We start from the raw sequence: 20,650 nt of genomic DNA on the forward strand, positions 1-20,650 counted from the left end.
CAAAGGTGCCCTATGGCTGTCCAGAAACTCTATGCTGGTGTGAAACTGCGTGAATTGCGCGGGCGACTGGGGCTGACGCAAAAGACCTTTGCCGAAAAACTGGGCGTGTCCCTGCCCTATCTGAACCAGATGGAAAACAACAATCGCCCCGTATCGACGGCGGTGGTTCTGTCACTGGCCCAAGAGTTCGGCTTTGACGTGACCGAATTGCAATCTGGCGACGAGGCGCGCCTGATCTCTGACATGCGCGAGGCCTTGGCTGACCCTGTATTCACGGGCTCTGCCCCATCGGTCGCGGACCTACGCTTGGTGGCCTCCAATGCGCCGACAATGGCGCGGGCGCTGTTGGACCTGCACGCGGCTTACCGTCAGACCCACGAACGGCTTGCCTCATTGGATGAGGCTTTGGGCCGCGAAGATGCCCGCCTGCAACCTTCCCCTTGGGAAGAAGTGCGAGACTTCTTTCACTACTGCGACAACTACATCGACGCCGTGGACCGCGCGGCAGAGAACTTTGCTCTCAATTCTGGCGACCTGCCAATCCGCGAGTCCGCCGTCAAAACGCTTGACGGGCGCGGCGTCACCGTGCGGTTCGATGATACCGAGGTTATTCGTCATTACGATGCGGCCACCCGCACTCTGACCCTGTCGCGTCGCGCAGCCGAAGGCACGCAGACGTTCCAACTGCTCTTACAGCTCGCGCTTCTGACCAAAGATCAACTGATCGAGGCCACACTCGACCTTGCGCGGTTCCAATCGCCAGAGGCACGATCCATCGCCAAAGTTGGCCTTGCGAACTATTTCGCGGGCGCGGCGCTCATGCCTTACGGACGGTTCCTTGAGGCGGCCCAAGAAACGCGGCACGACCTCGAACGGTTGGCGGATTGGTTTGGCGCTTCGCTCGAACAGGTGGCGCACCGACTATCGACCCTGCAAAGACCGGGGGCCAAGGGCATCCCGTTCTTCTTTGTCCGTGTGGACCCCGCAGGCACGATCACCAAACGCCACTCTGCCACCACACTGCAATTCGCACGATACGGTGGGGCCTGCCCGTTGTGGAACGTGCACCGCGCGTTTGAAAACCCGAACCGCTGGCTGCGCCAGTTGGCCGAGACACCCGACGGTGTTCGCTATTTCTGCCTCGCCCGCGACACGACGAAATCGGGGGGATCGTTCCACGCGCCCACACGCCGCTTTGCAATCGGTCTGGGGTGCGAGGTGAAACATGCGCGCGCGCTGGTCTATGCCGATCACATGGACATCGACACAGCCGCCGCCTTTGAGCCTATCGGGATTTCCTGCCGGATTTGTGACCGTCGCGATTGTCACCAGCGATCCGTGCCACCGCTTGAACGTCGCCTGACGGTCGATCCGGACCATCGCGCCGTTCTACCCTATCAGGTCGAATAAAAAGGGCGGCACCCTCGCGCCGCCCCATCTGATTAGGCTGTTGCCGCAGCTTTGAGCGCCGCTGCGATCTCGTCCTTGAGCTTCATGCGTTCTTTGCGCATTTCGATGATGAACATGTCATCCGCGGGTTCGACGTTGGTCTCTGCGAGGTGGATTTTGTCATTCACCTCTTCATAGCGATCAACGGTTTTCGCGAAATGCGCATCAGATTGTTTCAGCGCGTGCAGCGCATCAATCTGGGCTGGGAATTCTTCGTTCAGGCGGTGCGGAGTGTTCGACATAGTGGTCCCTTTCCTCAGGTTTCGATTCAACCTAGGCCCCGCGCAGCCGCCTCACTTTGACTAAAATCAATAAACGGGGGCGAGTTTAACATTCTGCTGCACTTTGCAATCTCAAGCTGCTTAGTGATAATTATTTTGGTCCTTTTGATTGAAATCACTGCAAAATAAAGAATTATCGCGTAGAGTTGTCCCATGGATGGAATTGACCCTCGTGAGGTCCAACAGACGGAGAAGACCTGTGCAACACCTTGGAACGCTTATCAGCGCCGCGATCTTCATGGCCATGTCGACTGCTGCTTCGGCATGTCCGGACTATAACCAATACGGCGCCGAATATCGGTATTCAGGTTCGGATCTTTATTCCGCGCGTCAATTCAGCGTTGTCGCAGGTGGTGACAACAACCTGCAATCCTGCGGTTTCAAGAACAACTCTGGCTATGTGATGACCGCGCCAGACTTTAGCTTCGACCTCTATAAAATGGGCGGCTTCGACGTTGAAATCAGCGTGCTCAGCAACTGCGACGCGATGCTATTGGTCAATGATGCCAATGCGAACTGGTATTATGACGACGACAGCAACGGTCAGGCTGATCCCAAAATCCGCATCAGCGGCAGCGATGGCTACCTCGACGTTTGGGTCGGCACCTATAACGGGGAATATTGCGACGCGACGCTCTACCTCGAAACCTTCTAAGACAAAGGGCCGCATGATGCGGCCCTTTCCTTTTATCGCTGGGATGTTTCCCAATTCGGATTGATCCAAGGCTCTGCGTTCTCAGCAGGGAGCGGTGTCCGACCAAGGATATGATCCGCGGCCTTTTCGCCTGTCATAATCGACGGAGAGTTCAGGTTTCCGTTGGTGATCCGCGGGAAGATCGAACTGTCAGCCACGCGCAAACCTTCTACGCCGATGACACGACATTCATGGTCCACAACCGCCATCGGATCGTTTCGGTCACCCATCTTACAGGTACCACAGGGATGGTAGGCCGATTCAACGTGTTCGCGGGTGAACCCGTCCAATTCATCATCGGTCTGACAGTCTTTGCCTGGTTGGATTTCCTTGCCTGCGTAGGGTTTGAACGCATCCTGAGCAAAAATCTCGCGCGTGAGGCGGATCGCGGTACGGAAATCGGCCCAATCCTTTTCGTGCGACATGTAGTTGAACAGGATTTTCGGCTTATCCTTCGGGTCCGCCGACCGCAGCGTCACCGACCCGCGTGACGGTGACCGCATTGGGCCAACGTGCGCTTGGAACCCGTGCCCTTCGGCAGCGGCCTTACCATCGTAGCGAACGGCGATGGGCAGGAAGTGATACTGGATATCGGGGTAATCCACGCCAGCAGCCGACCGCACAAAGGCCGCGCTTTCAAACTGGTTCGACGCGCCAAGGCCCTTTTTCGTCAGCAGCCACTGCGCGCCAATGATCCCTTTCCAGAACAGGTTCCAGTATTTGTAGAGGCTCACGGGTTGGGTCGCCGCCACCTGAATATACATTTCAAGGTGGTCCTGCAGGTTCTGACCAACGCCCGCACGATCCGCAACCACATCAATACCATGCTCGGCAAGGTGCGCGGCAGGCCCGATACCCGACAACATCAACAGCTTTGGCGAGTTGATCGACGAGGCCGCAATAATCACCTCGTTCGTGGCAGAGATCACTTCGGACCCGTTGCCTTTGTTGATCTGAACGCCCGTCGCCCGACCATTTTCGATCACGACCTTTTCGGCCAGTCCTTTGACGACCGTCACACGCCCCGTTGCAATCGCGGGTTTGAGGTAGGCGTTTGCAGCCGACCAGCGGCGCCCTTGCCAGATAGTGCTGTCGAACGGGCCAAAGCCCTCTTGTTGTTCGCCGTTATAATCGCCCGTCACAGGATAACCCGCCTGACGACCAGCCTCGACAAAGGCGCGGGTCAGTGGGTTCGTGCGCGGACCACGGGTCACATGGAGCGGGCCAGAGTTCCCGCGCCATGACGCGTCACCACCATGACCACCGTCATGCCAGTTCTCCATCCGCTTAAAATAGGGCAGCACATCGGCATAGGACCATCCATGCGCACCGCTTTCAGCCCAATGATCGTAGTCTTTGGCGTGACCGCGCACGTAGATCATCCCATTGATCGAGGACGATCCACCAATGACCTTACCACGCGGCGTCGCCATGACGCGCCCACCCAGATGCGGTTCAGGCTCTGTCTGGAAACCCCAGTCATAGAGTCCCATGTTCATTGGATAGGACAGCGCTGCGGGCATCTGAATGAACGGGCCAGCATCGGTGCCGCCGAATTCTACGACGATGACCGACTTGCCTGCCTCGGCCAATCGATAGGCCATGGCGCAGCCAGCGCTGCCCGCGCCAACGATTACATATTCAGCCTGCATTAGAATGGAGCCTCGCATTTGTTCATGGACACGTAGACGGTCTTCACTTCGGAATAGTGATTGATCGCCACTTTGGAGTTCTCGCGCCCAACGCCAGACAGTTTAGAACCGCCGAACGGGGCCTCCACTGGTGCGAGATTGTAGGTGTTGATGTAGCAGGTGCCTGCCTCGAACCCAGCGACGACGCGGTGCGCACGGGTCAGATCAGACGTAAAGACGCCTGCCGCCAACCCGAATTCGGTGTCGTTGGCACGGGCCATGACGTCTTCCTCAGTCTCGAAATCAAGGACCGACAGAACAGGACCAAAGATTTCCTCGCGGGCGATGGTCATATCGTCGGTCACATCCGCAAAGAGCGCGGGTTCGATATAAAACCCTTCGTTGCCGATACGTTTGCCACCTTTGACCAGACGCGCACCCTCTTCGATGCCTTTCTGAATGTAGCCTTCGACGATACCCAATTGGCGTTCGTTCGACATGGGCCCGATCGTCGTTTCGATTTGCAGCGGGTCACCAATGACAGCGTCATCCATGCGTTCCGCCAGACGTTTCAGAAACGCCTCTTTGATGCCCTTCTGGACGAACACACGGGTGCCATTCGAACAGACCTGCCCTGTCGAATAAAAGTTCGCATTGATCGCGCCGGAAATTGCGCTTTCCAGATCGGCATCGTCAAAGATGATGAGAGGGGATTTCCCGCCCAACTCCATCGTGACATGCTTCATACCTGCGGCAGCGGCGGCATAGACTTTTTGCCCTGTCGGCACCGACCCTGTGAGCGAAACTTTGGCCACGCGCGGGTCAGTGACCAGTTGCGCACCGACGGCGCCCAGACCTTGGATCACGTTATAGACGCCTGCAGGTGCGCCCGCCTCATGCAGGATTTCCGCAACTTTGAGTGCGCAGAGCGGCGTGGTTTCGGACGGCTTAAAGACCATCGTGTTGCCACATGCCAATGCAGGTGCGCCCTTCCAGCAGGCGATTTGGGTCGGATAGTTCCATGCGCCGATGCCAACGCAAACGCCCAGAGCCTCGCGGCGGGTATAGACGAAATCGCCACCGCCAAGAGGAATATGTTCGCCCGTCAGCGACCCAGCCAAACCGCCGAAATATTCCAACGCATCCGCGCCAGAGGTCGCGTCAGCAATCGTCGTCTCGGACAGGGGTTTGCCCGTGTCATAGGTTTCCAGAACAGACAGATCGTAGTTCCGATCCCGCATGATATCCGCCGCACGGCGCAGAATACGTCCGCGCTCTGTGCCCGTCATCGCGGCCCACTCTGCCTGCGCCCGTTTTGCCGAGGCAATCGCACGTTCGACGATCTCTGGCGTAGCCGCATGGACACGGGCAATCACCTTACCTGTCGCGGGATAGATGACTTCGATCAGCTCGCCTGCGGTGTCTTCGACATATTGACCATCGATGAAATGGCTTGCGGTGGGTTGGGTATCATAGGGCATCATTCGGCCTCCATTGGGAGTATTTCGGTAGCAAAGAAAAAGCGGTCATTCCCCACGGGGGAAGCGCTTGTTCTCTTCAAGAACGTTCAGGTCCATGTGGTTGCGCATGTATTGTTCAGACGCGAGCCGCAGCGGTTGGTAATCCCATGGGAAGTAGGCCCCATTACGAAGCGCTTCATAGACGACCCAACGGCGGGCTTGGCTTTCGCGCACAGCCGCGTCAAAGCGATCAAGGTCCCAACGCGCCAGCGATTTCGCCTTTAGATCCGCAAGGACGTCGGCGTGAGCGGGATCATCGGCGAGGTTGGTCAATTCGTTCGGATCGGTCGCGAGGTTGAACAGCTGATCTGGGTCCAGTGCACAACGGGTGTATTTGTAGTCGCCTTCACGAATGGACACGAGGGGCGCATAGGACCCTTCGGCGGCGTATTCCATAAGAACGGGTTCGGTGCGCTGACCACCCTGCCCCAAGGACACAAGGCTCTGCCCATCGGTCCACGGCATCACCTCATCCATGCTGACGCCTGCGAGGTCACACATGGTCGGGCAAACGTCGATGGTGGAAACGGGCGTTTCGACCAGACCCGGTTCCATCTGCGGGGCAGCGATCATCAGGGGCACGCGGGCGGACCCTTCGAAGAAGGACATCTTGAACCACATACCGCGTTCGCCCAGCATATCCCCGTGATCCGAGACAAAGAACACGATGGTGTTGTCGTCCATGCGAGTGCGTTTGAGCACGTCGAGAATTTCGCCAATCTTATCGTCTAGATAAGAGATGTTCGCGAAATACGCCCGACGCGAGCGGCGTACGTTCTCGTCAGTGATGTCAAAGTTGCGCCAATCGTTTGCGTCCATCAGACGTTTATTGTGCGGGTCGAGGTCCTCGTAGGGGATCGTCGGAACCGTCGGTTCCAGATGCTCGCAATCCTCGTAGAGGTCCCAGTATTTCTTACGTGCAACATAGGGGTCGTGCGGGTGGGTGAACGACACGGTCATCATCCACGGACGATCATCGAGCCCCCGCGACAGATCATAGAGTTTCTTGGTCGCGTTAAAGGCAACTTCGTCGTCGTATTCCATCTGGTTGGAAATCTCGGCAACGCCAGCGCCCGTGACGGAACCCATGTTGTGATACCACCAGTCAATCCGCTCACCGGGTTTGCGGTAGTCAGGGGTCCAGCCAAAATCGGCTGGATAGATGTCCGTGGTCAGGCGTTCTTCAAACCCGTGCATCTGGTCGGGACCGACAAAGTGCATTTTGCCCGACAATGTCGTTTGATAGCCCGCGCGACGCAGGTGGTGCGCATAGGTCGGGATGTCCGACGCATATTCGGCGGCGTTGTCATAGACGCGGGTGCGGCTCGGCAATTGGCCCGCCATGAACGAGGCCCGCGCAGGCGCACAGAGCGGAGAGCCCGTATAAGTGTTTTTGAAACGCGTGGACCGCGCAGCGAGCGCCTTGAGGTTCGGCGCATGGAGCCACTCTGCAGGGCCGTCAGGGAACAAAGTACCGTTTAACTGGTCGACCATAATGATCAAAATATTCGGCTTGGTCATTTCGTTTTCCCTAGTTCGAGATCAAGTGCAGCAAGCACATGTTTGGTCGCGGCTTTGCTGCTGGTTTTCGTTATGGTGAGGGCTTCGCGCAGATATATACCGTCGATCAATCCGCCGATCCGATAGGCTGCATCCTGCGCGTCATCGCCCAAAAGCGGGCGCAGGTTAAACATGAGATTCGCGTGCAAACGGCGCTGGTAGATCGTCAGCAGCCTTTTCGCTTCGCTCGAAGTTTGGGCAAGAACGTAAAAATTAAGCCAAGCCGCAATCACCTCGCGGCGGAAGTTAGACGTTCCGAATCCGGCCCGAATGATCGCCTCCAGCCGTTCGCGCGGCGTATCAGCCATAATCAGCGCACCGCGAACTTCCGCGGCGTAAACGGATAAAGTGTGTCGCATTGCAGCCAGAAATATCTGTTCTTTTCCACCGAAGTAGTGGTGTGCAAGTGCCGATGACATACCCGCACGTTTCGCGATCTGGCTAACCGTTACATCCAACGACCCGTTTGCCCCGATTTCATCAATCGTGGCTTTAACCAAAGCGGCGCGGCGTATAGGTTCCATCCCGAGCTTGGGCATCTTTTCATCCAAAATAGCTTGCCAAGTGAAACTAGGTGGTTGTTTATTGACTCGTCAATCAACAAAAAACCATCACCAACGGGAGACCAACATGAAACTCAAATCTGCTCTGTCCGTGCTTGCCATTTGTGCAGCAGCACCTGTGCTTGCTGATTGCGGCACCGTAAACATGTCCGATGTGGGCTGGACCGACATCACCACCACCACCTCTGCGTCCAAGCACGTGCTCGAAGCACTGGGCTACGACGTAGACGTAAAGATTCTCTCGGTTCCAGTGACCTACGCGTCGCTGTCCTCGGGTGATCTGGACATCTTCCTCGGTGCTTGGATCCCTGCTCAGTCGGGCGTTCTGGACCCATATCTGGCTGACAAAACCATCGACGTTCTTGCAACGAACCTCGAAGGCACCGTCTACACGCTGGCCGTTCCGACCTACACCTTTGAAAAAGGTCTGCAGTCTTTCGCTGACATCAACAAATTCGCTGAGTCGCTCGACGGCAAAATCTACGGCATCGAGCCGGGCAACGAAGGTAACACTTACCTCGTCTCGCTGACCGAAAAAGCGGGTTCTGGCCTCGAAGGCATGGAAGTCATCGAATCGTCCGAACAGGGCATGCTGGCTCAGGTTGCTCGCGCTTATGACAAGCAAGAAGACGTTGTCTTCCTCGGCTGGGCACCGCACCCGATGAACGCAAACTTTGAACTGTCCTACCTGCCGGGTGGTGAAGAGTTCTTTGGCGGCATCGGTACCGTTCAGACCCTCGCACGCGCTGGCTATGCCGAAGAGTGCCCGAACACTGGCAAACTCTTCAGCCAGATTTCGTTCACCCTCGACATGGAAAACGGCATCATGGGCCAGATCCTCGACGAAGGCGCTGATCCGGATGAAGCAACCATGGCTTGGCTGCAGGCAAACAAAGATGCCGTTATGGCATGGGTTGACGGTGTGACCACCGCTGACGGCGGCGACGCTGCTGCAGCTGTTTCGGCTGCATTCGGCTACTAATCCCGACCAAACGAAAGGCCCCGTTGATCGGGGCCTTTCTGTTTCCCTCAAACAGGCAAAGACCTGTCGCTGCATTTCAAAGGAGGTTTGGGTGATTAGTTTAGGTGAGTTTTGGCAATCGATGGCGGACGGAGAGCTGGGCAGCAAAATCCCTGTAGGGAAAGCTGCGAAGACCGTTTTCGATTGGCTACAAGATAATTTCGAATTCGTATTTGACTGGATTTCTGCGGTGATGGATTGGTTGATTGAATCCATCCTTGCCGTTCTGGAATACCCGCACCCTATCGTGATCATCGGTGCCTTTGTCGCGCTGACATGGGTGCTTCAACGCAATTGGAAGACCTGTGTTCTGATCGCTGTCGGGTTCCTCTTTATTCTGAACCAAGAATATTGGGACGAAACCCTTGAGAGCCTCACGCTGGTCTTATCATCTTGCCTCGTCTGTATGGCGATTGGTGTGCCGCTTGGCATTTTCGCTGCCCACAACCCCAAATCCTACCGTTTCATGACGCCTGTGCTCGACCTGATGCAGACGCTGCCTGCATTCGTCTATCTAATCCCCGCGATCGTGTTCTTTGGCATCGGCACCGTTCCGGGTCTCTTGGCGACCGTGATCTTTGTTCTGCCTGCACCGATCCGTCTGACCCACCTTGGCATTTCGTCGACCCCGCAAGCGCTCCTCGAAGCGGCGCGTGCCTTTGGCGCGACGAACCGTCAGGTTCTGTGGAAGGTCGAACTCCCCTCTGCCCTGCCGCAGATCATGGCAGGTCTGAACCAAACCATCATGCTGTCACTGTCGATGGTTGTTGTTGCCGCGCTCGTGGGCGCAAATGGTCTGGGCGTTCCAGTGCTGCGTGCGCTGGGTCAGGTGCGCACCGACCTCGGCTTTGAATCTGGGTTCGTGATTGTGGTCGTGGCCATCATCCTAGACCGCATGCTGCGGATGGAGCGTAAATAATGGCTAAAACCGCAGTAGAATTCGACAACGTTTCCATCGTTTTCGGCGATCAACCCGACCGTGCCCTCCCCCTCATGGACCAAGGTCAGACCCGCGGCGACATTCAGGCCAGCACGGGTCAGGTCCTCGGCGTGCATAACTGCTCGCTCACCGTAGCTGAGGGTGAAATCCTCGTCCTGATGGGCCTCTCTGGGTCCGGCAAGTCCACGCTTCTGCGCGCTGTGAACGGGTTGAACCCCGTGGTGCGCGGCTGTGTTCGGGTGTCGGACGGCAATGGCCTCGTTGATGTGACCCACGCCAAACCGGCAGACCTGCGCCATATCCGCCAGACCCGCGTTGCGATGGTGTTCCAGCAGTTCGGCCTTCTGCCGTGGCGGACCGTTCGTGAAAACGTCGGCCTAGGGCTGGAGCTTGCTGGGCAAACGCCTGCACAGCGCAAAGCGGCCGTCGATGCGCAACTCGAACTTGTCGGTCTGGCGGACTGGGCTGAACGCAAGGTAGGCGAACTATCGGGCGGTATGCAGCAGCGCGTCGGCCTCGCCCGCGCCTTTGCGACCGAAGCCCCGATCCTGTTGATGGACGAACCCTTCTCGGCGCTCGATCCGCTGATCCGTGCAAAGCTGCAGGACGAACTCCTCGACCTACAGGCCAAGCTGAAGCGGACTATCATCTTTGTGTCGCACGACCTTGATGAAGCGTTCAAAATCGGGAACCGCATCGCCCTGATGGAGGGTGGCCGCATCGTTCAGATCGGCACCGCCCGCGAGATCATCGCGAACCCTGTCGACGATTACGTGCAAGACTTTGTCGCGCATATGAACCCGCTCGGCGTTCTGACCGCACGTGATGTGATGACCACTGGATCGGGCGACGGCGTTGAAATCGACGCTGAGCTGCCAATCCGCCAGATCATCGCGCAGCTTCAAACGGACAAGGTCCTCACGGTCGTTGAGAATGGCACCGCCATTGGGCAAGTGACCGAAGCTTCGGTTCTAACGCGCCTGAGCCGCTAAGAGCCTCTGCAAGACAGCAAAACGCCGGTCCATTGGGCCGGCGTTTTTCGTTTAAACCTTTGTCTGGTTCACAACTGGCGTCACCTTGCGCCGTAATTGCGCCTCGCGCCATGTCATATAGCTGATCGCCCCGATGATGAGCGCACCACCTGCCAGAACAAAGGGATCAACTGCCTCACCAAAGAGAACCGCACCAAAGATGCTCGCCCAGACAAGCTGGAGGAAGGTCACAGGCTGCGTGACCGTCATGGGGGCAGAGGCAAATGCCTTGGTCATGCAGTAGTGCGCCGCAGAGGCAAATACAGCGACGCCACCGAGCCACATGACCTGATGCAGCTCTACGGGTTCCCAGACAACAATTGCGATCGGTGCGAGGCAGATCGTCACCACACCCGACAGCATCGCCACAACGACACCCGCAGGGGCGATCCCGCTCAGCTGTTTGGCCACAAGATAGGATAGGCCAAACGAGAACGCTGCGCCCAGCTGGGACAGGTGGCCGATTTGGATTTCGCGCATGCCAGGGCGGATCACGATCAACGCCCCGATCAACGCCACACCAATCGCGATCATACGACGTCGCGCAAATCCTTCGCCTAAGAGAAGCGCCGCACCTACCGTCACCACAATCGGGTTCAGATAGCCAATCGCCGTAACTTCGGCCATCGGGATACGTGCCATGGCAAAGAACCACAGGATAATCGCGACCGTATGCAGAGCCCCGCGCAGACCAAAGAGCTGCCATGCCCGCGCACCGATTCCGCCCTTGAGGTAAGGCCCGAGCGTTGGGACGAGGAATACAAAGCTCCACGCAAAACGGATGAATGCACTTTGCGCGGCGGGAAGGTCCTCGCCCAGATAGCGCACGATCACGTTCACCACGACAAAGCAAAAGCCCGTGGCAAGCATCCACAACACGCCCTGAACGGGCCGATCCTGAGAGGGTGATGAAACTGTCATTTCACCTTCATGAACCTGCGCGCTGACCGCCGCAAGTGGATTTGATCACATGTCTGCGAAGATCAATGTTGCGGCCACAGACCACATCAAAAGCCCCACGCAGGTATCAAGGATACGCCACGCCATGGGTCGCTCAAACACAGGCGCTAATAGCCGTGCGCCATAGCCAAGCGTGGTGAAAAAGAGGACAGACCCCGACATCGCGCCCGCCCCAAAGACCCATTCGCGGCCTTCGAATTGCGCCGATAGGCTGCCGATCAGCACCACCGTGTCGAGGTAGACATGCGGGTTCAACCACGTGAACGCGAGGCAGGTCAGCATGACCTTTGCCAGCGGAACGCGGTCGCCTTCGCCCGCGGTCATGACCGCCCCGCCACGCCATGCGGACAGGAACGAACGCGCGCCATACCATCCCAGAAACGCGACACCACCCCAGCGCAACAGCGGCATAAGCCACGGTAGGGCATCCACCGCTGCGCCGATCCCTGCAACGCCCGCCGCGATTAACACAGCGTCCGACAAGGCGCAGGTCGCAACCACCGCCAAGACATGTTCCCGCCGCAGTCCTTGCCGCAGCACAAACGCATTCTGCGCCCCAATTACGAGGATGAGCGCGATACCTGTTCGAAGTCCGATCCAATATTCCATGGGGTTGACCTAGCGCGGCACAACAGGATTAATCAAATTAAATAATCTGAGTTAGAATTAGTATTGCTAATGTATGATCCTGCCCAACTCTCCGCGCTCTCTGCCGTGATCCGATTGGGTGCCTTTGACGCCGCGGCCCATACGTTGGGCGTCACGCCATCCGCAATTTCGCAACGGATCAAGGCACTTGAGGACCGTATTGGAACCACATTGATCCAACGCGGCACTCCCTGCACCGCGACGCCGACGGGCGCGCGATTGGCGCGGCACTTTGATGACCTCACGATTTTGGAGACGGCGTTGGCTGCCGACATCGGACAAACGGCGGCCCCCGCGCGGCTGCGGGTTGCAGTTAACGCGGATAGCCTCGCCACGTGGTTTTTGCCTGCTATTGCCGACCATCCCATGCTGTTCGACCTCTTGATTGACGATCAGGACCACTCTGCCGATTGGCTGCGCAAAGGCGAAGTCTCTGCCGCCATCACAGGCGAGGCTGGCCCAGTTCAGGGCTGCGATAGTTTTCCCCTCGGCGCGTTGACCTACCGCGCAACTGCGAGCCCATCCTTTGTCCTTCAGCATTTCCCGAACGGCGTCACGGCCGAGGCGCTCGCGACCGCCCCTGCCCTGACATTCAACGCCAAGGACGCGCTGCAAAACCGCTGGGTGGAGATGATGGTCGGGAAACGGGTGCCGTTGAACACCCACCTCGTCCCATCGTCGAGCGCCTTTGTTGACGCGAGCCTGTTGGGCATGGGGTGGGGCATGAACCCTGCGGCGTTGGTTGATGGGTTGATCGCTGAGGGTAAACTGATTGACCTCTCGCCAGAGCGCCCCCTTCTCACCCCGCTACATTGGCAAGTGAACCGTCTGGTTGCGAAACCGCTGGCTGGTCTGACGGTTTCGATCCGCACGGCGGCGAAACAGACGGTCTAAATGAAAACGGCGCCCGAAGGCGCCGTAAATCAGGGATGATCCCAAGGATTAACCGAGCTGAGCAGCCACATCTTCTGGCACGTCAAAGTTCGCAGTGACGGTCTGAACGTCATCGTCGTCTTCGAGCGTGTCGATCAACTTCATCAGCTTCTGAGCCGTTTCGAGATCCACATCGGTTCGGTTCTGCGGTTTCCAGATCAGTTTCGCTTCGGTCGCTTCGCCGAGTTCGGCCTCAAGAGCTTCGGACACCTCAGAGAGGTTTTCCATCGCGCAATAGACCCAGTGGCCGTCCTCATCGGATTCCACGTCGTCAGCGCCAGCCTCAATCGCGGCCATCATCACGGTGTCCGCATCGCCGACGGATGCCGGATAGGTGATTTCGCCCACGCGGTCGAACATAAAGGATACCGAACCCGTGGTGCCGAGGTTGCCGCCACCTTTGGTGAAGGTCGAACGCACGTTCGATGCGGTGCGGTTCACGTTGTCGGTCAGCGCCTCAACAATGATCGCGATGCCGTTCGGGCCGTAGCCTTCGTAACGGATTTCGGTGTAATCGTCGCCATCACCCATTTGCGATTTCTTAATCGCGCGTTCGATTACGTCCTTTGGCATGGACTGCGATTTCGCAGCTTTGATCGCTAGACGCAGACGCGGGTTTTTATCAGGATCAGGGTCGCCCATCTTTGCGGCTACGGTGATCTCTTTGGAAAATTTGGAGAACATTTTGGACCGCGCAGCGTCTTGACGCCCTTTGCGGTGTTGGATGTTAGCCCATTTACTATGGCCGGCCATGGGGACCTCTTTTCAGTCTATCGGACAGTTCGCGTCTCTATATGTCAGTCAGGCGGCTGGCTGCAAGCCTCAGAGCGGCCAGATCAACGGGATGATCGCGGAACATAAGAACGCAAGCGATGCGTTAAGGGGCACACCGACCTTTAGGAAGTCCGAAAACTTGTAGCCACCGGGGCCGTAAACGAGCGTGTTGGTCTGGTACCCGATGGGTGTCGAGAAACTCGCCGAGGCGGCGACCATGACCGCAACGACCAAGGGCCGAGGGTCCACACCGATCGCGTTTGCAAGCCCGATCGCAATGGGCGTCATCACCACACCAACCGCATTATTCGACACCAATTCCGTCAGAACCATCGACAGCGTGTAGACTGCAAAGACGACGACATAGGGCGGCAGATCGGTCATAAACGGCGCAAGACCATTGCCAATGAGCGCAACAGCCCCCGAATGATCCAAGGCAGCGCCGACAGCCAGCATCCCAAAGATCAGCGCCAAGAGACTGCCATCGACGTGTTCGAACGCCTCTTCTGCATCAATACATCCCGTGAGCAAAACCACAGCCACAGCAACAATGGCCAACAACAAGATCGGCGCCACGTTGAACGCCGCCAAAATCACCACGCCAAACATCGCAGCAATCGCAATCGGCGCATGGCTACGACGATAAGCGCGGACCGAGGGTTTCGACACATCGCCGAGGCTCATGTCCGCAGCAAGTTTCTGAATGTCCTCAGGTGCACCTTCAAGAAGGAGCGTATCCCCCACACGCACGATCAAATCTTCGATCTGGTTGCCGATGTTTTTGTCACGACGGTGCACCGCCAGCGGATAGACACCATACCGACGACGCAGGCGCATCTGCCCCAGCTTGCGCCCAACCATCCGCGATTCAGGGGTAATCAGAACTTCGACCGTGGTGGTTTCAACGGCTGACAACTGGTCCATCCGGCGCAGTTCTTTGTTCCGCTGGAGGCCCAGCAGCTCTGCCATCGGTGTCCGCAGTACAACACGGTCCCCGACCTGAAGGGTAATGCCCGTCAGATCGCGCCGCAGCGACTGGTCGCCACGCACCACATCGATCAACCGCACGCCTTCGCGTTTGAACAACTGAACGTCTAGCACCTCACGACCAACAAGGTTCGATTCAGGTGGAATGACCGCTTCGGTAAAGAACCGCATCCGCGACCGATCCGACAAGAGCGAAGCCATGCTTGTGCGATCAGGCAGCAGCTTGCGCCCGAAAATCAAAAGATAAGCCATCGTCCAGAGTGAGATCACGATGCCAATAGGCGTGATTTCAAAGATTGAAAACGGCTCCATCCCCGACTGACGGGCCACACCATCCACCAACAGGTTGGTCGACGTGCCGATCAGCGTCATCGTGCCGCCCACAATCGCGCCATAAGACAAAGGGATCAGCAGTTTAGAAGCCGAGACGCCCAAGGTCCGCGACAACTGCACAAAGACGGGCAGCATCACAACGACCACAGGGGTGTTATTCACAAAGGCCGAGGAAACAATGACAAAGCCCATCAAACCCGCCAGCGCCAACTTGGGCCGCTCTTCAGCATGAGCTTGGGCGAATTCCGTCATCCGCGCGAGAGCCCCCGTCCGCACAAGCGCCCCCATGACGATAAACATTGCTGCAATCGTCCAAGGTGCGGGGTTCGACAACGACGACACGGCCACATCATAGGGCAAAATGCCCAAGGCCAGCATGATCGCAACACCCGTGATCGCCACAACTTCGGTCGGGTAGGTTTCCCGCAAGAACATGACAAACATGCCGACAACGATCAACAACGCGACGATGGCCTGACCTGTCTGTGACAGGTGTATTAGGTCGACCATGAAATTCCCCAAGCTATTGGCACTCTATAGTTGCCGCGCCGCATGTTCGGACGCAAGCCCCCTCAACTCAGAGGTGACGGACCGCTTTGTGACAACCGGCCTCCATGGCGCACCATTTCCACGCGGGTGGCTTTGCCTGTGCGATCATCAGTCTCCACATATAGACCCGATACAGTCACATCGCCCATCGCCGGTTCAAAACGGTTCTTCGCCATGCCCGTTATGAACCGACGCAGCGGCTCCGCCTTAGTCATACCGATCACGCTGTCATAATCGCCGCACATGCCCGCATCAGACTGAAACGCCGTGCCAGCAGGCAAAATCTGCGCGTCGCCTGTCGGCACGTGAGTATGCGTCCCCACCACGACCGAAGCCTTCCCATCGCAAAAATGACCCATCGCCATTTTCTCTGATGTCGCTTCGCAGTGCACATCAACCAATGTCGCCTGCACCAACCCACCTAACGGGAACTGACGCAATACCTGATCCACGGCAGAGAACGGGTCATCAAACGGGCGCTTCATGAACACTTGACCCAGTACTTGGGTCACGAGAACCTTTTGGCCCCGACGCGCGGTAAACACCCGCGCCCCTTTGCCAGGAGCCACCTTGGAAAAATTCAACGGACGAATGATCCGCGGCTCTTGTTCGCAAAAGGCCATCATGTCCTTTTGGTCAAAGGCGTGATCGCCCAAGGTGATCACATCCGCGCCCGCGTCCAACATCATCTTGGCGTGCTCGCCCGATAATCCCATGCCGCGCGTTGCATTTTCGCCGTTCACCACAACGAAATCGAGCCCCCACGCTTCCCGCATTTTCGGGATCGCATCCACCACAGCCGCGCGTCCGCCACGACCCATTACATCGCCAAGAAAGAGTATTTTCATGAAATACCTCTAGGCCCGCGCCAATAAATGCGCAACCTCCACCGCTCTCTGCGCTGCCTTTGTGCGTCAAATATCCCAGGGGTGAATGGGCCAATGGCCCAGAGGGGGCAGCGCCCCCTGCCCTTTACCCGACCTCAATCACACCGTTTTCGGTGACGATGAGGTTCAACGGCTGGTCCACGGGTTCGAGCGGGATATTCGCATCCTCTTGGGCGCTATAGGCAAACCCAATCGCGAGCGTTGCGCGTTTGGCGCGCAGCTGCTCTAGCGTGCGATCGTAGAAGCCACCGCCATATCCCAGACGACCACCTGTCCGCGAAAACGCGACAAGAGGCACGATGAGGATCTCTGGCTCGATCCACTCCCCACTCTCGGGGATCATTGCACCGAACTCTCCCGCGATGAGGGCGCAATCCGGCTCCCACTGGCGGAACTTGAGCGGCGTTGCGGCCCCCATGATCACAGGCACCCCGACAGGGCCGTGCGCTGCGGCTTCGGCCATTGCGGGCAGTGGATCAATTTCGGTCCGCATCGGCATGTAACCGGCGAGAGGCACACCACGATATCCTGCAAGAACCTCTGACAGATGTGCGGATGTACCGACGCCGGCCTGATGGGCCTCTTTACGGCGGGCAAAGGCGGCAACGCGGGCCGCGTTTTTTTGGTCTTCGAGCGTCATAGGAGCATCCATCCTGCCAAGCCAAGGAAAGCAAAGAACCCGACGACATCCGTCACCGTGGTCACAAAGGCGCCAGAGGCCAATGCAGGGTCCACACCTGCACGTTCGAGTGCGACAGGCACCATCGTCCCCGCAAGCCCAGCAACCACAAGGTTGATCACCATCGCCAGCGCGAGGACCACACCCAGCATAGGCGTTCCGAACCAGATATAACCGACCAAGCCCATGAGCACGGCAAAGACCAACCCATTCAAAAGGCCGACCATCATCTCTTTGCGGATCACGCGCCAAACGTTTGATCCTGTCAGGTCACGTGTCGCCATCGCACGCACAGCAACGGTCAGCGACTGTGTGCCCGCGTTACCGCCCATCGACGCCACAATCGGCATCAATACAGCCAAGGCGACGAGCCCCGAAATCGTCGTCTCAAACAGGCTGATCACCATCGACGCGAGGATCGCAGTTACGAGGTTCACGCCAAGCCACGGCAAACGCTGGCGCGTCGTTTCGAGCACGCTGTCCGACAGGCTACCTTCGCCCACACCTGCAAGGCGCAGGATGTCTTCTTCGTGTTCTTCGTCCAGAAGGGTCATCGCGTCGTCGATGGTGATGACACCGACGAGACGGTCATCCTCGTCCACGACGGGCGCCGAAATGAGGTGGTAGTGGTTGAACGCATGCGCCACATCAGCAGCCGTATCGTTCACGTCAAAGACGCGGAAGCTTTCCTCGCAAATGTCACGCAGTTTGGCGCTGCGGGGCGAAGAAAGGATACGGCCAAGGGTCGCGTAGGCCACGGGTTTAATCTTGGGATCGACCAGTACGACGTGGTAAAACTGATCCGGCAGATCGATACCCGACCGCATGAAATCAATCGTTTCTCCCACCGTCCAATGTTCGGGCGCGCGGACGATCTCCACCTGCATGTGGCGGCCCGCGGATTCTTCGGGATAGGCGAGCGCTTTTTCAACAACGACCCGCTCTGGTCCTTCGAGAATATCCAAAACCGCTTCTTGTTGGTCCTCGTCGAGGTATTCAACAAGGTCGACAACGTCATCGGATTCGAGTTCACGGAAGGCTTCGGCCAGTTCCGCAGGCGCGAGGCTCTCGATGATCTCTTCGCGGATACCTTCGTCGAGTTCGGACAGGATTTCCCCGTCCATCCCGCCTTTCCAGACATCCAGCAGGTCCCGCCGTTCGCGCGGCGAGATCTGTTCGATCACATGGGCAATGTCCGCAGGGTGCAAGGGATCAAGCAGGAAATCGACCTGCTCTGCGTCGCCCGCATCAACAGCCTCGAGAACCCCGTCAACGAGACTTTCTGTGACACCAAATGCCTCTTCTTCGTGGTCTTCGATCAGCTCGGCCATGACGCCCCCGTTTGTTGCCCCCAAAATACGTATTTGCCGTGCGGTCACAACACATAGAGGCTGCTTTTCTGCGATTTACGCAAAGGTTTGATCAGATTAGCATGACAGTATGACAAAACATCTTCTCATCGGGCAGACGCTCTCCTATTCGGGCAATCCTTTTTCCTCAGCATGGGAAGAAGTTAGCCATCATTCCTCTCGCGGGGCGGTGTTGATCGACGGCGATACAATCGCTGCCGTGGACGAAGCAGATGACCTGCGCCGCGCCCATCCAGACGTGCCCGTGACCGATTACGGTGATGCGTTGATCACCGCAGGTTTTGTCGATGCGCATATGCACTATCCCCAAACGGGCATTATCGCGTCTTGGGGCAAACAACTGATCGATTGGCTGAACACCTATACCTTCCCCGAAGAATCGCGGTTCCATGATTTGACCTATGCGGAGGAGGTCGCGGGACGGACGCTCGATCTCGCCTTGGCGCATGGGACCACGACCCTGACGAGCTTTTGCACCATCCACCCAGAATCGGTGGATGCGTTTTTCGGGGCCGCAACGACACGCGGGATGGCGGTATTTGCGGGTAAGACCTGCATGGATCGCAACGCGCCAGACACGCTGCGCGATACCGCTCAATCCGCCTATGACGACAGCAAACGGTTGCTGGAGAAATGGCACGGCGTCGGGCGCAACACCTATGCGATCACGCCACGGTTTTCGCCAACTTCGACACCTGAACAGCTCGAGGCGCTGGGCGCATTGTGGGCCGAACACCCTGATTGTCTGATGCAAACGCACCTGAGCGAACAGCTCCCTGAAATTGAGTGGGTGAAATCGCTATTCCCTGAGTGCCGCGACTATCTGGACACCTACGAACGGTTTGGCCTTCTGGGCAAAGGTGGCCTTTATGGGCACGCCATCCACTTGACTGAACGTGAGATTGCTCGCCTGTCCGAGGTTGGTGCCTCGGTGGTACATTGTCCGACCTCCAACACCTTTATCGGGTCCGGATTGTTCGACCTGATGGGTCTTGCGCAAACAACGATCCGTATCGGGCTTGCCACGGACACAGGCGGCGGATCGAATTTTTCGATGCTGCGAACGATGGCAGCGGCCTATGAGATCGCCCAATTGCGCGGAGTTGCCGTGCATCCCAGCCAGTTGATGTGGCTCGCAACCGAGGGGTCCGCCTCAGCCTTGCATATGTCGGGACAAATTGGTCATCTGGGTGTTGGCGCAAAGGCCGACATCACGGTGATCGATCTGGCCTCAACGCCTGTGATTGCGCAACGCAGCGCTCGTGCAAATGACATTTGGGATGCACTATTCCCGACCATCATGATGGGCGATGATCGGGCCATTCGCGATGTTTGGGTCTCAGGTCGGGCCGTTTAGCACGGCCCACCAAGGACCAGAACCCATTCGTTCTGATACCGACCAAGGCCAAATCGCGCGATCCCGTCGAGCAGCATATTCGCTCGATGACCTGGCGATGAGAGCCACGCGTTGAACACCTCAGCCTCGGACCGCTGGCCCCACGCGATGTTCTCGGCGACATAGCCCGAACAATAGCCCTGCGCCTTTGCGCGATCCCATGGCATTGACCCATCAGGCCCACGGTGTTCGTGCGACCCCGCCTCAACCAAGGTGCGCGCATAGGCATTCGCCGTCGCCGTCAGCACCGCGTTTTCTTCGACCGGACCCAGCCCGTTCTGCGCCCGAAAATCGACCAGCATTTTGCCAAAGCCCGTGGTCGCGGGCGTAATTGTAATACTGCTCATGTCTGGCGTTGCGGGGCCAAGCGGGATCGGCACCACAACGCAGCCAGACAATGCAGCAATCGATGCAGCGGTGAGTAATGTGTAACGCATGGCAATG

The 20,650-nt window shown here is 57.7% G+C and carries 20 protein-coding genes; 7 read left to right on the forward strand and 13 right to left on the reverse strand.

What is annotated here, in order from left to right; all coding sequences use genetic code 11:
* Positions 1–12 precede the first annotated feature (12 nt).
* Entirely contained in the window at positions 13–1,410 is a 1,398-nt protein-coding gene (locus BSK21_RS08410) for a short-chain fatty acyl-CoA regulator family protein (protein ID WP_067546009.1), read from the forward strand.
* Between the two features lie 32 nt (positions 1,411–1,442).
* Here the strand turns inward: BSK21_RS08410 and BSK21_RS08415 are convergent, their stop codons facing one another.
* Positions 1,443–1,691 carry a YdcH family protein gene (locus tag BSK21_RS08415; RefSeq protein WP_067546012.1) on the reverse strand — a complete coding sequence of 83 codons (249 nt, stop codon included), beginning with the start codon at positions 1,689–1,691 and terminating at the stop codon, positions 1,443–1,445.
* Positions 1,692–1,974: 283 nt separating this feature from the next.
* Here BSK21_RS08415 and BSK21_RS08420 point away from each other — a divergent pair, with 283 nt between their 5' ends.
* Complete coding sequence (locus BSK21_RS08420) at positions 1,975–2,385, forward strand: hypothetical protein (RefSeq protein ID WP_232230423.1); 411 nt, start codon at positions 1,975–1,977, stop codon at positions 2,383–2,385.
* Positions 2,386–2,417: 32 nt separating this feature from the next.
* Here the strand turns inward: BSK21_RS08420 and betA are convergent, their stop codons facing one another.
* The 4 genes from betA to betI are packed head-to-tail and all read right to left on the reverse strand — an operon-like array spanning position 2,418 to position 7,674.
* Positions 2,418–4,076: a choline dehydrogenase gene (betA, locus tag BSK21_RS08425; RefSeq protein ID WP_074038998.1), complete on the reverse strand. Its 1,659-nt coding sequence runs from the start codon at positions 4,074–4,076 to the stop codon at positions 2,418–2,420.
* Positions 4,076–5,536, reverse strand: a complete 1,461-nt coding sequence (gene betB, locus BSK21_RS08430; protein WP_067546016.1) for a betaine-aldehyde dehydrogenase — start codon at positions 5,534–5,536, stop codon at positions 4,076–4,078. The genes betA and betB overlap by 1 nt, the downstream gene beginning before the upstream one ends.
* 45 nt (positions 5,537–5,581) lie before the next feature.
* A complete protein-coding gene (gene betC / locus BSK21_RS08435; RefSeq protein WP_067546019.1) occupies positions 5,582–7,096 on the reverse strand; it encodes a choline-sulfatase in 1,515 nt (504 codons plus the stop codon).
* Positions 7,093–7,674, reverse strand: coding sequence for a transcriptional regulator BetI (gene betI, locus BSK21_RS08440; protein ID WP_156529503.1), 582 nt, complete (start codon positions 7,672–7,674; stop codon positions 7,093–7,095). Before betI ends, betC begins: the two co-directional genes overlap by 4 nt.
* A 91-nt stretch (positions 7,675–7,765) precedes the next feature.
* Here betI and choX point away from each other — a divergent pair, with 91 nt between their 5' ends.
* The 3 genes from choX (at position 7,766) to choV (ending at position 10,651) form a co-directional block, all read left to right on the forward strand.
* Entirely contained in the window at positions 7,766–8,680 is a 915-nt protein-coding gene (gene choX, locus BSK21_RS08445; RefSeq protein WP_067546021.1) for a choline ABC transporter substrate-binding protein, read from the forward strand.
* A 121-nt stretch (positions 8,681–8,801) separates the two neighbouring features.
* Positions 8,802–9,638 (forward strand): choline ABC transporter permease subunit, encoded by an 837-nt coding sequence (gene choW / locus BSK21_RS08450; protein WP_067546614.1) that lies wholly within the window; start codon positions 8,802–8,804, stop codon positions 9,636–9,638.
* Positions 9,638–10,651 (forward strand): choline ABC transporter ATP-binding protein, encoded by a 1,014-nt coding sequence (gene choV / locus BSK21_RS08455; RefSeq protein ID WP_067546024.1) that lies wholly within the window; start codon positions 9,638–9,640, stop codon positions 10,649–10,651. Before choW ends, choV begins: the two co-directional genes overlap by 1 nt.
* A gap of 51 nt (positions 10,652–10,702) precedes the next feature.
* On the opposite strand, the gene BSK21_RS08460 is transcribed toward choV, so the two are convergent.
* Both BSK21_RS08460 and BSK21_RS08465 read right to left on the reverse strand, forming a co-directional pair.
* The gene (locus tag BSK21_RS08460) at positions 10,703–11,611 is read right to left on the reverse strand and encodes a DMT family transporter (RefSeq protein WP_067546026.1); all 909 of its coding nucleotides are present in this window, start codon (positions 11,609–11,611) and stop codon (positions 10,703–10,705) included.
* A gap of 45 nt (positions 11,612–11,656) precedes the next feature.
* Positions 11,657–12,259, reverse strand: a complete 603-nt coding sequence (locus tag BSK21_RS08465) for a LysE/ArgO family amino acid transporter (protein WP_067546029.1) — start codon at positions 12,257–12,259, stop codon at positions 11,657–11,659.
* Positions 12,260–12,328: 69 nt separating this feature from the next.
* On the opposite strand from BSK21_RS08465, the gene BSK21_RS08470 reads away from it, so the two are divergent.
* Positions 12,329–13,192: a LysR family transcriptional regulator ArgP gene (locus tag BSK21_RS08470; protein WP_067546031.1), complete on the forward strand. Its 864-nt coding sequence runs from the start codon at positions 12,329–12,331 to the stop codon at positions 13,190–13,192.
* 48 nt (positions 13,193–13,240) lie between these two features.
* Here BSK21_RS08470 and BSK21_RS08475 read toward each other — a convergent pair whose 3' ends face one another.
* The 5 genes from BSK21_RS08475 to mgtE form a co-directional block, all read right to left on the reverse strand.
* Positions 13,241–13,984: a YebC/PmpR family DNA-binding transcriptional regulator gene (locus BSK21_RS08475; protein WP_067546034.1), complete on the reverse strand. Its 744-nt coding sequence runs from the start codon at positions 13,982–13,984 to the stop codon at positions 13,241–13,243.
* A gap of 69 nt (positions 13,985–14,053) precedes the next feature.
* Entirely contained in the window at positions 14,054–15,835 is a 1,782-nt protein-coding gene (locus BSK21_RS08480) for an SLC13 family permease (RefSeq protein WP_067546037.1), read from the reverse strand.
* 62 nt (positions 15,836–15,897) lie between these two features.
* Positions 15,898–16,722 carry a TIGR00282 family metallophosphoesterase gene (locus BSK21_RS08485; protein WP_067546039.1) on the reverse strand — a complete coding sequence of 275 codons (825 nt, stop codon included), beginning with the start codon at positions 16,720–16,722 and terminating at the stop codon, positions 15,898–15,900.
* A 124-nt stretch (positions 16,723–16,846) separates the two neighbouring features.
* Entirely contained in the window at positions 16,847–17,401 is a 555-nt protein-coding gene (locus tag BSK21_RS08490) for a 5-formyltetrahydrofolate cyclo-ligase (protein WP_067546042.1), read from the reverse strand.
* Complete coding sequence (mgtE, locus tag BSK21_RS08495; protein WP_067546045.1) at positions 17,398–18,771, reverse strand: magnesium transporter; 1,374 nt, start codon at positions 18,769–18,771, stop codon at positions 17,398–17,400. The genes BSK21_RS08490 and mgtE overlap by 4 nt, the downstream gene beginning before the upstream one ends.
* A 109-nt stretch (positions 18,772–18,880) precedes the next feature.
* Here mgtE and guaD point away from each other — a divergent pair, with 109 nt between their 5' ends.
* Complete coding sequence (gene guaD, locus BSK21_RS08500; RefSeq protein WP_067546048.1) at positions 18,881–20,167, forward strand: guanine deaminase; 1,287 nt, start codon at positions 18,881–18,883, stop codon at positions 20,165–20,167.
* Here guaD and BSK21_RS08505 read toward each other — a convergent pair.
* On the reverse strand, positions 20,164–20,643 hold the full coding sequence (locus BSK21_RS08505) for a CAP domain-containing protein (RefSeq protein WP_067546051.1): 480 nt from the start codon (positions 20,641–20,643) through the stop codon (positions 20,164–20,166). The two genes, guaD and BSK21_RS08505, sit on opposite strands and share 4 nt — an antisense overlap.
* Positions 20,644–20,650: the final 7 nt, after the last annotated feature.

It is taken from the genome of Marivivens sp. JLT3646 (assembly GCF_001908835.1).
Classification (GTDB): domain Bacteria; phylum Pseudomonadota; class Alphaproteobacteria; order Rhodobacterales; family Rhodobacteraceae; genus Marivivens; species Marivivens geojensis.

Excerpts from the sequence above, each read along its gene's own strand:
- betI (WP_156529503.1), bottom strand. The coding sequence starts at position 7,674 with ATGCCCAAGCTCGGGATGGAACCTATACGCCGCGCCGCTTTGGTTAAA.
- BSK21_RS08465 (WP_067546029.1), bottom strand. The coding sequence starts at position 12,259 with ATGGAATATTGGATCGGACTTCGAACAGGTATCGCGCTCATCCTCGTA.
- betB (WP_067546016.1), bottom strand. The coding sequence starts at position 5,536 with ATGCCCTATGATACCCAACCCACCGCAAGCCATTTCATCGATGGTCAA.
- BSK21_RS08490 (WP_067546042.1), bottom strand. The coding sequence starts at position 17,401 with ATGACGCTCGAAGACCAAAAAAACGCGGCCCGCGTTGCCGCCTTTGCC.
- guaD (WP_067546048.1), top strand. The coding sequence starts at position 18,881 with ATGACAAAACATCTTCTCATCGGGCAGACGCTCTCCTATTCGGGCAAT.
- BSK21_RS08480 (WP_067546037.1), bottom strand. The coding sequence starts at position 15,835 with ATGGTCGACCTAATACACCTGTCACAGACAGGTCAGGCCATCGTCGCG.
- BSK21_RS08475 (WP_067546034.1), bottom strand. The coding sequence starts at position 13,984 with ATGGCCGGCCATAGTAAATGGGCTAACATCCAACACCGCAAAGGGCGT.
- BSK21_RS08485 (WP_067546039.1), bottom strand. The coding sequence starts at position 16,722 with ATGAAAATACTCTTTCTTGGCGATGTAATGGGTCGTGGCGGACGCGCG.
- BSK21_RS08460 (WP_067546026.1), bottom strand. The coding sequence starts at position 11,611 with ATGACAGTTTCATCACCCTCTCAGGATCGGCCCGTTCAGGGCGTGTTG.
- betA (WP_074038998.1), bottom strand. The coding sequence starts at position 4,076 with ATGCAGGCTGAATATGTAATCGTTGGCGCGGGCAGCGCTGGCTGCGCC.
- BSK21_RS08505 (WP_067546051.1), bottom strand. The coding sequence starts at position 20,643 with ATGCGTTACACATTACTCACCGCTGCATCGATTGCTGCATTGTCTGGC.
- BSK21_RS08470 (WP_067546031.1), top strand. The coding sequence starts at position 12,329 with ATGTATGATCCTGCCCAACTCTCCGCGCTCTCTGCCGTGATCCGATTG.
- BSK21_RS08420 (WP_232230423.1), top strand. The coding sequence starts at position 1,975 with ATGTCGACTGCTGCTTCGGCATGTCCGGACTATAACCAATACGGCGCC.
- mgtE (WP_067546045.1), bottom strand. The coding sequence starts at position 18,771 with ATGGCCGAGCTGATCGAAGACCACGAAGAAGAGGCATTTGGTGTCACA.
- betC (WP_067546019.1), bottom strand. The coding sequence starts at position 7,096 with ATGACCAAGCCGAATATTTTGATCATTATGGTCGACCAGTTAAACGGT.
- choX (WP_067546021.1), top strand. The coding sequence starts at position 7,766 with ATGAAACTCAAATCTGCTCTGTCCGTGCTTGCCATTTGTGCAGCAGCA.
- BSK21_RS08415 (WP_067546012.1), bottom strand. The coding sequence starts at position 1,691 with ATGTCGAACACTCCGCACCGCCTGAACGAAGAATTCCCAGCCCAGATT.
- BSK21_RS08410 (WP_067546009.1), top strand. The coding sequence starts at position 13 with ATGGCTGTCCAGAAACTCTATGCTGGTGTGAAACTGCGTGAATTGCGC.
- choV (WP_067546024.1), top strand. The coding sequence starts at position 9,638 with ATGGCTAAAACCGCAGTAGAATTCGACAACGTTTCCATCGTTTTCGGC.
- choW (WP_067546614.1), top strand. The coding sequence starts at position 8,802 with ATGGCGGACGGAGAGCTGGGCAGCAAAATCCCTGTAGGGAAAGCTGCG.